Here is a 12,724-nt window from a genome sequence, read left to right on the forward strand (position 1 = left end):
CATCACCAAAACAAAATTAAAATGAGAACCTATAAAACAAAAAACAGTAGCAAACCTGAGCTTGCTACTGTCTAAAATTGTACTTTTATTTTTTATTAATCCTGTATCACTTTTTCAGGACTAGACACTTTTAACAGCAATGATTAAAAAATCCTGGAGAACAATGATTGTCCATTTCCAGAACCACCACTTCCTGTAATGGTAATTTTTCCAGTGTTTCCATTACCATCGTAACCATTTTTTTTATTATTCGTAGCTGTACAATTTGTAACGGTATGAGGTATTTTTTGTCCGGCACTACCTAATTTGAATCCATTACCATCTCCATTAGCTCCTTTCCCATTTGTTTTTGCTATACATTTATTGATGATAACCGTATATGGTTGTTCATACAAATCCCACCCATCATCTGAATTACTCTCTGCTGTACAACCTTCAAATTTGTTATTCTTTCCTCCAGTTTGTTTGCAAGCAAAACCATCTGCATTTTCACCGCCATTAGCAGTATCATTATTATTTGCAGAATAACAACCCGTTATTAAGTTGTCATGTGATCCATTTGCGATTTGCAACCCAGTGTCTTTGTTTGTGAGCGTTTTCACATTAGACACAGTATTAAAACCTCCATTTTGTAAAATTAATCCATTGTCTGGTGCATTTTTGATTGTCATATCTCTAACAATCCAATAACTACCCGTTAAAGCTACGCCACGACCTGTCCCTGGTACTCCTGAACAATCAATAACCCCCCCTTGAAAAGTAATTTTAGAACTTGAAGTACCATTTTTGCTCAAAGTTAGTGTTCCGTCTAACTTTATAGTTCCACTTATTGTTATTACATCTCCTGCAACTGCACTACTTACAGCGCTTTTAAGAGCAGCTAAAGTAGTTACAGTTGAATTCTTTTGACTTAAAGAAGATTCCGATGTAACTAGTAATTCTTCATTTCCTGAAGTTTCCAATACATCTTTTTCACAGCTTCCTAAAAGCATACTCAGCAACGCAAGGGTTGCAATTTTTAAATGTTTCATAATTTAATTTTTAAGGTTGTTAAATTAAATTCTAAATAGAATTTACTAATTTTTAATTATTGCAATAATAATGTAATCGATTACGCTAATTTACATAAAATAATATCACAATAAAAAATAAAATTAAATAATGTTATTTTTTTTAAGTTAAAAAAAATAAATACATTAAAAATAAGACAAAAATTTACCATTATTATCAATATACATCTAGGATTAGTGATAACGTCAAACTCATTTTAGAGTAAGATTAGAATTTTTGTTCCTAAAAAATATTTTTTTTTATTCAAAAAATGAAGATTCTTAAACCCAGAAAACATTTGGCCTCGAAGCGAAACTGAATTATTCAGTAAAAGCAAGAGCTCACGGAATATTTTAAACAAGAAAACGAAGTTCAATGAATAGTTATACAATATATAAACCGATACACTGAACTCTTCTAAAAAATATAAAATGATAAAATAATATAGTTATAGTAGATTGCTAATGCTCAATCTAATTTAAAACAGAAACATTCTTAAATGGATGTTGCTGTCTTTTTGTTATGAAAACAAAACGTACTCGCCTAGCCCCGATTGTAGTGGAAATCCTTTGTTGCCGGGGTTCGGCAATAAAGATTGAAGCGAAGAGCGGGACAACTCTTGTGGCGAGCAAAGAAGTGGTGCTCCTACAAAGTATTATCCCTTTAATTGTGCATACGTTAGGAGGATAATGGCTAATAATGCCAAGAATAGGCCAAAATAGTTCTTCTGGGAAAGTTTTTCTTTAAAAATCAATACGCCAATGAGACTACCTAACACAATAACTCCCATATTCATTCCTGCAAAAACTGTGGACGGATTTTCGGAAAAAGCTTGATGCGCCTTGAGGTAAAAATAGATGTTTCCAAAATTAAAAACGCCTACAGCGACTCCCCAAAGAGCATTGATACCCGCAATTTTTTGGCGTTGAATGAAAATTTCGTTGCCCACTACTCCACTCATCATCACCAAAGCCAACGCAAAAATGACCAAAAGCGAGGTGGTAAATGGCAGTTGGGTTTGCAAGGCGATTTGTTTGAACAAAATATCGATGACTCCAAAACCCAGCAACACCATAGCGGGATAACCCCAATTGGAATTGCTATTCGCGGTAGGCTTAGATAAAATAAACAGCAAGGCTGGAAATCCCACCCCGAAAGCCAATACTTTGAGTGTGCTAAATTGCTCGCCAAAAAGCAACCAAGAAGCTAGTAACGGAATAAACAACGACAAGCGCTGAGCGGCATCAGTTTTGACAATACCTATATGTTGAATGGATTGTGAAAGCAATAGAAAAACGCCAGGCAACAAGAGACCAAGAGCGAGATACAACGGCCACGGGGCTTGCTCAACTAGCGTACTAAATTGAGGTGGAAAACAAAAGTAACACAGCAACAAGGCAATCGCATAATTGGTCGCAATAATGGCTTTACTGTTGAACGCTTGGTGGTTTCTGAACCATTTGAAAAGTACACCCACGGTAACACTGCAAACAATACTTAGAATTAAAAAGAGCATAGCTATGAATTAGGGCTCAAAAATAATGATTCTGTAGCAAATTTTCAGTGTATAAAAAAGGGGAAAGTTTTCTGCTTTCCCCCTAATAAAAATTATAATTTACTGATGTAACTCCCAAACGGATCCTTGAACTGATACCCTTCGGAAAAACGATCTTTGCTCAACTTTTTATACGAAGCCAAGCCCCACAACAAGAATTCTTTCATAAAATAATAATCCTCCTTAGGTAATTGAGGCTGGTATTTTTTGATGATGACTTCTAATGGTGTAACACTATCCAAAATAGTTTGATACTCCGAATTCGTGGCATCATCCAATAATTCAAAACCACTTTCGGCAAAAAACCATTCTAAAGTATCGGTATAAGCTGTTTTTTCTCCTTGTTTTTCCAATTTTTCAATCTTAGGAAAATAGCCCGGGAAAAACGTACGAATCGCATCATTGATCAAATGTTGGGCTACCACCGCAGCACCTTCTTGTTCCCCTTCATAAACCAATTCTACTTTTCCGGTTATGGCAGGAATCACGCCCATAAAATCAGACAAACGAACTGATGTTGTGCTTTCTCCTGCTTTTAAAGCACGTCGTTCAGCCGTACTAATCAGATTTTCGTAGGCCGTGATACTCATTCTAGCACTCACGCCACTTTTGGGATCAATAAAATCGCTATCTCGCGCTTCAAAGCTAATTTGTTCCAACAAATCTTTGGCTAAAGCAGGAACATACACCACATCGGTTTGACTGTTTTCAAGTTTGGCTTCTTGCTGCGTGATGGTGCGAGCAATGGCAATAGTTTCTGGATAATGGGTTAAAATTTGAGAGCCAATACGGTCTTTCAATGGCGTAACAATACTGCCACGATTGGTGTAATCTTCTGGATTGGCGGTAAAAACAAACTGCATATCCAAAGCCATTCTTAACTTATATCCTCGAATTTGAATATCGCCTTCTTGCAAAATATTAAACAACGCTACTTGAATTCGAGCTTGCAAATCGGGTAATTCATTGATGACGAAAATACAGCGATTCGCTCTTGGAATCATACCAAAATGAATCACACGATCATCAGCATACGACAATTTTAGATTCGCCGCCTTAATAGGATCGACATCACCAATCAAATCAGCTACTGTTACGTCTGGCGTCGCTAATTTTTCATAAAAACGCTCATTTCTTGGTAACCAATCTATGGGCGTTGCATCTCCTAACTCGGCAATCAAATCCTTGGCGTAACGAGAAATCGGGCGGAAAGGATCATCATTAATCTCAGAACCCGCCACAAATGGAATGTACTCATCCAATAATTCGACCATTTTTCTAGCCAAACGCGTTTTCGCTTGACCGCGAAGCCCTAACAAATTGATATTGTGTTTCGACAAAATAGCGCGTTCCAACTCTGGAATCACCGAATTTTCAAATCCGTGTACCCCTTCAAAAGTCGGAATACCCGCTTGCAATTTCTTCCTCAAATTATCGCGCAATTCTTCTTTAATCGTTCTTGGCTGATAACCCGATTGTTTTAATGCGCCTAAAGTTGTTATATCCTTCATTGATGGTATTTTTATTTTGATCTTAATTTATGCTTGCTCTATTAAACTCATAACTCATAACTGATAACCGACAATTACCTAATACGCTTCTTCCTATTCGCTTCATAATCCTCAAAAATCATTTCACCCAATCCTTTCAAACCCGTATAAAAGGCTTTTCCTTGATTGGCTTCGGTAAAATAAGTCACGAATTTTTGCAAATACGGATCATTCGCTATCATAAAAGTGGTGATAGGAATGTGTAATTTTCTGGCTTGTTGTGCCTGAGTGTAGCATTTGTCTACAATGTATTGGTCTAAGCCATTACTATTCATATAATACGAGCCATCTTTCTCCCGCACGCAACTTGGCTTCCCGTCGGTAATCATAAAAATTTGCTTGTTGGTGTTGCGTTTTCTTCGGAGTAAATCCATTGCCAATTGCAGACCCGCAACAGTATTAGTATGATAAGGTCCGACTTTTAGATACGGCAAATCCTTAATCGCAATCGTCCAAGCATCATTTCCAAAAACCAAAATATCCAAAGTATCTTTTGGATAGCGTGTTGTAATCAATTCGGCCAATGCCATCGCTACTTTTTTGGCAGGCGTGATGCGGTCTTCGCCGTACAAAATCATACTGTGGCTAATATCAATCATCAAAACCGTACTCATTTGGGCTTTGTATTGGGTATCTTCGACCACCAAGTCGTTTTCCGTGAGTTTAAAATCGGCAACCCCATTATTGATTTGGGCATTGCGCAAACTTTCTGTGAGCGAAATACGTTCCAAACTGTCTCCAAAATGAAACTCTCGAAACTCACCCGTATGTTCATCGCCATTTCCGCTATGTTTCGTTTTATGATTGCCATTCCCCGAGCGTTTCATAGTACCAAAAATGGTATCCAGCGCTTGCTGTCGGATGGCGCGTTCGGTTTTGGCCGTAATACCCGTTCCTGTTGTGCCGTCGTCTTTCAATTCCTCACGGATGTACCCTTTTTTCTTTAAATCTTCAATAAAATCATCGATAGTATAACTAGAATCGGTCAATTTATACTCCTTGTCCAATTCGCGTAACCAAGCAATCGCTTCGTCAAAATCGCCCGAAGTATGCGTAATTAATTCTTTAAAAATAGGGAACAATCGATCAAACGGCGACTGAAATGGCGCTTCGTAGGTCTTAAAATAAAATCCAGCACGGTTTTGGTTTTTCATCGCAAACAACAAAATTGGATTATGAATTTATACTTTTAATTATGGCTACCTCCTAATTTAGGAGCAGTAACAATGGGCTTTTTAGCCAGCATCGTCCCGTCATCCGCTATATCTTTTTCTTTTTAAAGAAAAAAGAAAAAGGATGCCGCTACTGCCGGGGCTAAAGAGTAACAATTGGATAATTTGTAAACACAAAACACCAATACATTACGTATACTATTTACAATTTTAAAAGTACAGTATTTTGTAGCGGTGACTGGTCTAACGTTTATTAATTTTTAGTTAAAAGCAAGAAACAAGATTGTACTGCTAATCTACTTTCTTAAAAACCAATTCAATACCAGAAGGATTAGTAAGTGTTAAGCGCATATTTGAAATCTGATAGGTCGTACTACTTTCTAAAGAATGTAGCAGCTCACTCTCTCTATTTTGAGCTTCACAAGCCATTTCAGTAGTACTTACATTTGTGAAACGTAAAATGCCTTTTTCAAAAAAAACAGTTCCATTCATACGATTGCATCCAGCATATCCCATAAACGTTCCGTTGGTGCTGTTTATCTCAATATAAGGTAATTGTTTGGCAAATTTATTTAATGAAACATTCTCACCGTTCATTTTTTCCAATACCCAAATATCGTGTAGCCTAGCATCAATCACATAATACCCACAACCTGAAAAAGTTTTGGAGGTATTAGAATTGTTCGTCATTTCAATACGAACAGTATAAGGCAATTCTTGGCCAGACATTGTATTGGTGCATTTTTGTTGCTCAATGGTGATGACTGCCGTTCCTGTAGAAGTAGTCAATCGATAGGTTTTCACATTGGCGTCCATTGCTCTTATCGGATCAACATGAGGCGCAGTAAATAACTTAAAATCGGGTAATAAAGAAGTAAACTCAATCTGTGTAGCACTAATTTTCAAACTCCACCCGGGTTCATTCCCCATTGCTCGAAAATAAATTCCTTGCTCTATATTTTCTATTTGCTCCTGATAGGCCTTGGTTGGTTTCGTGTTCAAAGAAGTATCGACTGGAACATTGATGGCAGTTTTACAACCCAAAAACAATACAATCACAAAAAGTAAACGGCTGTAGTGTAACATAAGGCATTTGTTTTAGAATGTAACTCCTAAATTTAGCAAAAAAAACGGCTAAGTTTCGAAAAAAACGCCATCTATATAATACCAATGTCCTTTCACTTTTTCAAAAGTAGAGCGTTCGTGATGAATGTAATCTTTGGCATCAGGACCTCTGAAAAACGCTTGAAATTCAACTATGGTTTCCTCAAAAGAAATAATCTCTAATTTTTGCCATTGGTTTTCGCTAGCCCAACGCAAAATTTCATCTTTAGAAAAAAGGTTTCTTGTGCTCTCGTGTGTAGTTGCTATCAAATAATCTGCATTTTTAACCACATAAGCACTATACCTGGACCGCATCAAAGCCAAAGCGGTTGGAGCGGTTTCGTAGCCTAAAATGTATTTTTCACAACATTGCATAAAGGCTACTCCAGAGCCACAAGGACAAACACTATTGTTCATCCTCTGGATTTATTTTCTGAAACAACTGATTCAGCAACACTTGATATTTACTGATTTCGATTAAATCTTCGTCTTCATCAGAATGATCTAAAAGTTCGTCCAAAGCCTCACTTACTTCAGTCAATTTGTTATTGGCTTCACGATTTTGTTTTTGTGCCATCAAGTCAATGATTTCTTGCACTTGTATTTTCAATTGGTCAAACGGATTCTGGCTCATATTATTCATTTTTAGACGCTTGGTCTGCATTAAACTTTTTTACGATTTCTTTCAATTTCTCTTTGCGCTCCATAGCTGCCTTCTTGGCCTTATCTTGGGCTTTATGCAACTTATCGTTGTGTTTTTTTATGTTTCTTTCGTTGTTTCTTCCCATTGTATGCTACGTTTTATTTCTTCAAGCGAGCGATCGGTGTATATAATTTGCTCGATTATTCTTTTCCTTAATTCGTCTATATCTTCATAATCAAAATATTTCGCCCAATTGGTCAATTCGAACAAATTCCGAATTTGTTTGATTTTTTTGGTAGTCTCAAAACTAGTGCGAAGTACTGCTTTTTGATCGTAATCTGGATTTTGTTTGTGTTGGTAATTTACGGTTCGCTTAGCATAATCTGCTGCTAAATAATACAGTTTTTCCTCGGCATTATCTGGATAAAAAACCTCCCAACGCGCAAATCCCACTTTAAATTTAGAGCTAGTGGCGGGTTCCAAGGGTTCCAAACGCCATTTACTATTCGCAAATCGTCCCCAATGATTAGACAAACGATACATTCCTTCTGGAGTATAATAGTACTTACTTCCTGATGTGCTATGATATTGTAAAACCAATCCCTCAATTTGCTCCAAAGCAACCTCATAAAAAACACAAAAAGTATTTTTAAAAGATTGCGGTGCGGGTCGAAAAACGTTTTTCATAGCCACAAAGGTAAGCAGAATAACCAAACCCCAAATAATAGCCATAATTATTATGTATCTTTGCCCTTTATAAATTTGAAGTTTCAGGATCATGGAAAAAGGAATACCAAGTAAAATGTTAAAAAAAGGAATACACACTGGAATAGTGGAACAAGATGAAGACAAAAATTTCTTTTGTGGCCCTTATTTATTAGACTACAAAATGGCTTTGCAATATAAATTGGGTGATATTATCACGATCAAAACAGTAATCGAAAACCCAAGTGATAAAAGTTATGATAAATACCCCAAAAAATCAAGGAATTTTGACAAAGCTAACATGAAGCCTGAACAATAGACTATTTTTCAAAACACTGTAAATCAAAAACTTTAGCTAGTTTTTGATTTTTTTTTGGTCCGAAACTAAAAAGATAAAAAAAAGTGTACCTTTGCAAAAAATTTGTCAATTCTGAATTCTAATTCATTACTTCACATTAAAAGACAATAAGTTACCTTATTTATGAAAAAAATCGTTGAATACCGCAAACTACTGAATGTAGACAAAAACGTAGACCTTAAAGAGTTAAAAACTATTTATCGCAATGCGATGAAAGATGCGCATCCTGATAAATTCCAAGGCGATGAAGAAGGATTAAAAGCTGCTGAAGAAAACAGTAAAAAAATCATTGAAGCTTACCATTTCTTAGTAAGCATCAATCCAGAGACTATCAAACAAAATTTACCAGAATATACTGAAACTATTGCTACATCAACCATTACTGACTACAAATTTGTAGAAGGAAGATTGATTATCAATTTTTCTAACGGAAGTGTATATGAATACATTAGTGTACCAAAAGCAACTTACGTAAAAATGGTCAATGCTGATTCACCAGGTCGTTTTGCCAAAAGACACATTCTTAATGCGTTCACTTGGAGAAAAACTATCAATCAAGACTAATTACTCTTAAAAATAGTATAGAAAAGCACTCATTTTGAGTGCTTTTCTATTTAGTTTTTAAATGTTCCTTAAAAAAATAAGACTATAACAAAAATTTAGGGTGCAATAGTGTGCGTAATTTATAAATTTAAATACTTTTGCAAACAAAATCTAATAACATAACTCAAAAATGAAAAAAGTCATTTTATTATTATCTGCTTCTGTTGTATTGTTCTCATGCAACAAAACTTCCTACACAATTTCTGGTACAGCCAAAGGAATTGAAAACGGAAAAACCATTATTTTAGAAAGCCAAGATGAGAAACTTGGAGTAATTGCTATTGATACTGTAAAAGTTGAAAATGGTAAATTTGAAATTGAAGGTAAAGCTACTGAACCAGCATTCCATTTAATTACTGTTGAAGGAATTCAAGGAAAATTACCATTCATCCTAGAAAACGGATCTATTGAAATCGTGATCAACAAAGACACACTTCAAAAATCTAAAATTTCTGGTACTTACAACAATGATGAGTATGCTACTTTCAATGAAGAAATCACAAAAGTTCAAAAGAAATTAGTGGATTTCCAAACAGCTAATACGCAAAAAATGAATGACGCTCAAGCTAAAAAAGATACAGCCGTTATCAACAGCTTGATGAAAGAATTCATGACTATACAACAAGAAGTTAGCACTGCATCAAAAACGAAATATGTTTCTTATGCAGAAACTCACCCAAAATCATTCATTAGTGCATTGATCGTTCAAGGAATGTTAAATGACCCATCTACAGATGTTAAAAAAGCAGAGAAACTATACGAAAGTTTAGAGGAAACTTTAAAAAACACCAAACCAGGTAAAGCAATCAAAGCTCGTTTGACTGAAATGAAAGCACCTTCTGTAGGCGCTACTCCTACAGCACCTGCAGCTCCAGGTTCAGCAAAATGAAGAGCCGACTTTTCTGCGCCTAATCCGCAAGGAAAAGTGATCAGCTTAAAACAAAGCTTAGGCAAAGTTACTATAGTTGATTTTTGGGCTTCATGGTGTCCTCCATGTCGGAAAGAAAATCCAAATATGGTAGCTTTATACAAAGAGTTACACGCAAAAGGATTAAATATCATTGGCGTTTCCTTAGATAAATCAGCAAAAGCTTGGAAAGAAGCAATTGCAAAAGATAGACTAGCATGGACACAAGTTTCAAATTTAAAATTTTGGGATGAGCCAATTGCAAAACAATACAAAGTAGAAGCCATTCCAGCTACTTTTGTCCTAGATGCTTCAGGAAATATTGTAGCACAAGGATTAAATGGCGCTGCTCTAAAAGCCAAAGTAGTGGAACTTTTAGCAAAAAAATAGTCTAAACTACTTAAAAATAAAAAAATCTCCACGAGGGAGATTTTTTTATTTTATTCACTACCAATACATTAAAAAATATCCGAAAAATAAGTGTATTTTTAATTTGGAGAACTCAAAAGTGTTCTTATATTTGCACTCGGTTAGCACAATAAGCAACAGCTTATGAGTCTTGGGGAGATACTCAAGCGGCCAACGAGGGCAGACTGTAAATCTGCTGTGAAAACTTCGCAGGTTCGAATCCTGCTCTCCCCACAAAAAAAGTCCCGATTTGCATCGGGACTTTTTATTTATACAAAATTCTGGTTTATTCTAAAATAAAACTTACGCTAACATTTACTACAATTGCAATTTCTCCAATGGCTAAAGTTTCTCTCGGCGTAGACTCAGCATCATCGCTCATAGTGGCCTTCATTGCATATACTGGAGCTGGTGACGGATAGTAATTTTGAGAATTATCAGATATCATTAACGCTTTACCTACTTTTTGTCCCAATACAGACACGAAATCATCAGCTTTAGCTTTGGCATCCTTCATCGCTAATTTTCGAGCTTCAGCTTGATATTGCGCTAATTTTGATGATTGAAACGTAACACCATCAATACGGTTAACTCCTGCATCTACCAAGCCCTCCATTAAACCATCATATTTAGTCAAATCTTTCAATAAAATTTCAATGGTTTGACTAGCATTATACGAACGCTTTTTAGATTCATATTCATATTGTGGGTTTAGCGCAATACGACGAGTCTTGTAGTCTTCTGTAGGTAAGTTTATTTTTTTTATAAACTTTAGAACAGCTTCAACTTTTTGGTCATTTTCTTTCTTAACATCTTTAGCATTGGCTCCTTTTGTCTCAACTGTTATTACAATTGCTGCTTGGTCTGGCGTTACTTTTACTTTCCCTTCTCCATTCACGCTAATTTGAGGAATGGGTTTAGTGTCTTGAGCCTGAACTACAAACACTGAAAAGATAAACAATAGGATAAGTACTTTTTTCATAAGAATACTATTTAATTATTAATGTATGAATTTATATCTAATACTAATTACAAAAGTAATGCCATTATAATTTTCCTCTTTTTTCTAAAATAAACAAAAGAACAATTGGAATCGCCAAAAGAATCACCATCAAAGTGTGTTCAACCAATAACTGCGGTTCTTTTACCAAAGTGATCACATAACCCCCAACAGCCCCACCAAAGTGTGCCGTATGACCAATATTATCATTTTGAGCTTTCATTCCGTAGATAGAATAGAACAAGTACAATATACCAAAAAGATACGCTGGAATTGGAATTACAAAGAACAATCCCAACATCATATCAGGTTGCAATAAAATAGCAGAATACAACACCCCTGTAACGGCACCTGAAGCTCCTACAGCTCTATAACTGTAGTCGTTTTTGTGAAAAGACATCGTAAGTAAACTTCCAAAAACCAAACTTCCAAAATACACCAAAACAAAGGAAAAAGTCCCTAAAAAGCCTATTACTACTGGGGCGAAAAAATACAACGTAAGCATGTTAAAAATAAGATGAGAAGCATCTACATGTAGAAAACCAGAAGTCAACATTCGGATTTGTTCACCTGCTCGAATACTTCCTATATGGAATTCGTATTTTCTAAAGAAATAAAGGTCATTCCAACCTTTGTAACTTATTACCACATTAGCCAAAATAAGGACTAGCAAAATCATATTCATAGTAAACTTTTTATATATAATGGTAAAGATAGTAATCTTACATTTTTAAACCCTAGTTGTGCCAACATTAAATTGTTTCCTTTTTTGGGCTATATTTGCATAAAAAATCTAGCATGCAGTTTCTGGTTTATATCATAGTTTTTCCAATTCTTTGGATTATTTCTATACTCCCTTTTCGTGTTTTTTATTGGTTCTCAGATCTTATTTACATCATTGTTTATCGATTAATTGGCTACCGTAAAAAAACAGTCCGTGAGAACCTAGCTCTGGCGCTTCCGCATTTAACTGAACAAGAACGACTTGTTGTAGAAAAGAAATTCTACCATCATTTATGTGATTTGTTTTTAGAAATGGTAAAAACATTATCTATCTCTAAAGACGAAATGGACAAGCGTTTTAAAATAACCAATATCGAATTGGTAAAAGATTTTGAAAAAAAAGGAAAAAGTGTAGCCTTATTGACTTCACATTATGCAAGCTGGGAATGGTTAATGACGCTTAATGATCAAACGGCTTTTTTTGGTATTGGTGTTTATAAAAAAATTGGTAATAAATATTTTGACCAATTAGTTCGTGATATTAGATCCAAATTTAATGCTGAATTGGCAGAAACAAAACAAGCTATACCAATGATGCGTGAAAATCAAAAGAGCGGTAAAATGTGTATGTATGGTCTGGTAAGTGATCAATCGCCTAAATTAGATCGCGCTTTTCACTGGCACACTTTTATGGGAGTTGAAGTTCCTGTTCACACTGGTGCCGAAATGCTTGCCAAGCGTTACGATATGAATGTACTATTTGTTGATGTAAAAAAAGTAAAAAGAGGTTTTTACGAAGCTACTTTTATTGATTTATCATCTGATGCGAGAAGTGTACCTGATTTTGAAATCACCGAGCGATTTTTGAAAATGGTAGAGCAGCAAATTTTAGATGCACCAGAATATTATTTGTGGACACATAAAAGATGGAAACACAAGCGTTAGT

Annotated in this window: 15 protein-coding genes, 1 tRNA gene and 1 pseudogene; 6 read left to right on the plus strand and 11 right to left on the minus strand. The window is 35.4% G+C overall.

What is annotated here, in order from left to right; genetic code table 11:
* Positions 1–143 precede the first annotated feature (143 nt).
* From WFZ86_RS18325 to WFZ86_RS18365, 9 genes are all read right to left on the minus strand, one after another.
* Positions 144–1,031, minus strand: a complete 888-nt coding sequence (locus WFZ86_RS18325; RefSeq protein ID WP_342693282.1) for a right-handed parallel beta-helix repeat-containing protein — start codon at positions 1,029–1,031, stop codon at positions 144–146.
* 674 nt (positions 1,032–1,705) lie between these two features.
* On the minus strand, positions 1,706–2,566 hold the full coding sequence (locus WFZ86_RS18330; protein WP_342693283.1) for an EamA family transporter: 861 nt from the start codon (positions 2,564–2,566) through the stop codon (positions 1,706–1,708).
* Between the two features lie 92 nt (positions 2,567–2,658).
* Positions 2,659–4,116: a magnesium chelatase gene (locus WFZ86_RS18335; RefSeq protein WP_342693284.1), complete on the minus strand. Its 1,458-nt coding sequence runs from the start codon at positions 4,114–4,116 to the stop codon at positions 2,659–2,661.
* A 74-nt stretch (positions 4,117–4,190) separates the two neighbouring features.
* The gene (locus tag WFZ86_RS18340) at positions 4,191–5,309 is read right to left on the minus strand and encodes a vWA domain-containing protein (RefSeq protein ID WP_342693285.1); all 1,119 of its coding nucleotides are present in this window, start codon (positions 5,307–5,309) and stop codon (positions 4,191–4,193) included.
* 309 nt (positions 5,310–5,618) lie between these two features.
* Positions 5,619–6,413: an META domain-containing protein gene (locus WFZ86_RS18345; RefSeq protein WP_342693286.1), complete on the minus strand. Its 795-nt coding sequence runs from the start codon at positions 6,411–6,413 to the stop codon at positions 5,619–5,621.
* A gap of 48 nt (positions 6,414–6,461) precedes the next feature.
* The gene (locus WFZ86_RS18350) at positions 6,462–6,848 is read right to left on the minus strand and encodes a YchJ family protein (RefSeq protein WP_342693287.1); all 387 of its coding nucleotides are present in this window, start codon (positions 6,846–6,848) and stop codon (positions 6,462–6,464) included.
* The gene (locus tag WFZ86_RS18355) at positions 6,838–7,074 is read right to left on the minus strand and encodes a hypothetical protein (protein ID WP_342693288.1); all 237 of its coding nucleotides are present in this window, start codon (positions 7,072–7,074) and stop codon (positions 6,838–6,840) included. Before WFZ86_RS18355 ends, WFZ86_RS18350 begins: the two co-directional genes overlap by 11 nt.
* Positions 7,067–7,219: a hypothetical protein gene (locus WFZ86_RS18360; RefSeq protein ID WP_342693289.1), complete on the minus strand. Its 153-nt coding sequence runs from the start codon at positions 7,217–7,219 to the stop codon at positions 7,067–7,069. The genes WFZ86_RS18355 and WFZ86_RS18360 overlap by 8 nt, the downstream gene beginning before the upstream one ends.
* Positions 7,192–7,761, minus strand: a complete 570-nt coding sequence (locus WFZ86_RS18365; RefSeq protein WP_342693290.1) for a hypothetical protein — start codon at positions 7,759–7,761, stop codon at positions 7,192–7,194. Before WFZ86_RS18365 ends, WFZ86_RS18360 begins: the two co-directional genes overlap by 28 nt.
* Before the next feature lie 91 nt (positions 7,762–7,852).
* Between WFZ86_RS18365 and WFZ86_RS18370 the strand changes: the two genes are divergently transcribed.
* The 5 genes and pseudogenes from WFZ86_RS18370 (at position 7,853) to WFZ86_RS18390 (ending at position 10,289) form a co-directional block, all read left to right on the plus strand.
* Positions 7,853–8,098 carry a hypothetical protein gene (locus WFZ86_RS18370; RefSeq protein WP_342693291.1) on the plus strand — a complete coding sequence of 82 codons (246 nt, stop codon included), beginning with the start codon at positions 7,853–7,855 and terminating at the stop codon, positions 8,096–8,098.
* A 162-nt stretch (positions 8,099–8,260) separates the two neighbouring features.
* Positions 8,261–8,701 carry a KTSC domain-containing protein gene (locus WFZ86_RS18375; RefSeq protein ID WP_064714805.1) on the plus strand — a complete coding sequence of 147 codons (441 nt, stop codon included), beginning with the start codon at positions 8,261–8,263 and terminating at the stop codon, positions 8,699–8,701.
* Positions 8,702–8,870: 169 nt separating this feature from the next.
* On the plus strand, positions 8,871–9,629 hold the full coding sequence (locus WFZ86_RS18380; RefSeq protein WP_342693292.1) for a DUF4369 domain-containing protein: 759 nt from the start codon (positions 8,871–8,873) through the stop codon (positions 9,627–9,629).
* A gap of 18 nt (positions 9,630–9,647) precedes the next feature.
* A pseudogene (locus WFZ86_RS18385) lies at positions 9,648–10,037 on the plus strand (peroxiredoxin family protein); the annotation flags it as partial.
* Positions 10,038–10,208: 171 nt separating this feature from the next.
* Positions 10,209–10,289, plus strand: a tRNA-Tyr gene (locus tag WFZ86_RS18390).
* Positions 10,290–10,341: 52 nt separating this feature from the next.
* Here WFZ86_RS18390 and WFZ86_RS18395 read toward each other — a convergent pair.
* Positions 10,342–11,037: an SIMPL domain-containing protein gene (locus WFZ86_RS18395; protein ID WP_342693293.1), complete on the minus strand. Its 696-nt coding sequence runs from the start codon at positions 11,035–11,037 to the stop codon at positions 10,342–10,344.
* 64 nt (positions 11,038–11,101) lie between these two features.
* The gene (locus WFZ86_RS18400) at positions 11,102–11,740 is read right to left on the minus strand and encodes a rhomboid family intramembrane serine protease (protein ID WP_342693294.1); all 639 of its coding nucleotides are present in this window, start codon (positions 11,738–11,740) and stop codon (positions 11,102–11,104) included.
* 113 nt (positions 11,741–11,853) lie between these two features.
* Here WFZ86_RS18400 and WFZ86_RS18405 point away from each other — a divergent pair, with 113 nt between their 5' ends.
* A complete protein-coding gene (locus WFZ86_RS18405; RefSeq protein ID WP_342693295.1) occupies positions 11,854–12,723 on the plus strand; it encodes a lysophospholipid acyltransferase family protein in 870 nt (289 codons plus the stop codon).
* The last annotated feature ends 1 nt before the right edge of the window (position 12,724 follow it).

Source organism: Flavobacterium polysaccharolyticum (assembly GCF_038739875.1).
GTDB classification, from domain to species: domain Bacteria; phylum Bacteroidota; class Bacteroidia; order Flavobacteriales; family Flavobacteriaceae; genus Flavobacterium; species Flavobacterium polysaccharolyticum.

Excerpts from the sequence above, each read along its gene's own strand:
- WFZ86_RS18400 (WP_342693294.1), bottom strand. The coding sequence starts at position 11,740 with ATGAATATGATTTTGCTAGTCCTTATTTTGGCTAATGTGGTAATAAGT.
- WFZ86_RS18340 (WP_342693285.1), bottom strand. The coding sequence starts at position 5,309 with ATGAAAAACCAAAACCGTGCTGGATTTTATTTTAAGACCTACGAAGCG.
- WFZ86_RS18380 (WP_342693292.1), top strand. The coding sequence starts at position 8,871 with ATGAAAAAAGTCATTTTATTATTATCTGCTTCTGTTGTATTGTTCTCA.
- WFZ86_RS18355 (WP_342693288.1), bottom strand. The coding sequence starts at position 7,074 with ATGAATAATATGAGCCAGAATCCGTTTGACCAATTGAAAATACAAGTG.
- WFZ86_RS18345 (WP_342693286.1), bottom strand. The coding sequence starts at position 6,413 with ATGTTACACTACAGCCGTTTACTTTTTGTGATTGTATTGTTTTTGGGT.
- WFZ86_RS18330 (WP_342693283.1), bottom strand. The coding sequence starts at position 2,566 with ATGCTCTTTTTAATTCTAAGTATTGTTTGCAGTGTTACCGTGGGTGTA.
- WFZ86_RS18405 (WP_342693295.1), top strand. The coding sequence starts at position 11,854 with ATGCAGTTTCTGGTTTATATCATAGTTTTTCCAATTCTTTGGATTATT.
- WFZ86_RS18375 (WP_064714805.1), top strand. The coding sequence starts at position 8,261 with ATGAAAAAAATCGTTGAATACCGCAAACTACTGAATGTAGACAAAAAC.
- WFZ86_RS18395 (WP_342693293.1), bottom strand. The coding sequence starts at position 11,037 with ATGAAAAAAGTACTTATCCTATTGTTTATCTTTTCAGTGTTTGTAGTT.
- WFZ86_RS18325 (WP_342693282.1), bottom strand. The coding sequence starts at position 1,031 with ATGAAACATTTAAAAATTGCAACCCTTGCGTTGCTGAGTATGCTTTTA.
- WFZ86_RS18365 (WP_342693290.1), bottom strand. The coding sequence starts at position 7,761 with ATGAAAAACGTTTTTCGACCCGCACCGCAATCTTTTAAAAATACTTTT.
- WFZ86_RS18370 (WP_342693291.1), top strand. The coding sequence starts at position 7,853 with ATGGAAAAAGGAATACCAAGTAAAATGTTAAAAAAAGGAATACACACT.
- WFZ86_RS18335 (WP_342693284.1), bottom strand. The coding sequence starts at position 4,116 with ATGAAGGATATAACAACTTTAGGCGCATTAAAACAATCGGGTTATCAG.
- WFZ86_RS18360 (WP_342693289.1), bottom strand. The coding sequence starts at position 7,219 with ATGGGAAGAAACAACGAAAGAAACATAAAAAAACACAACGATAAGTTG.
- WFZ86_RS18350 (WP_342693287.1), bottom strand. The coding sequence starts at position 6,848 with ATGAACAATAGTGTTTGTCCTTGTGGCTCTGGAGTAGCCTTTATGCAA.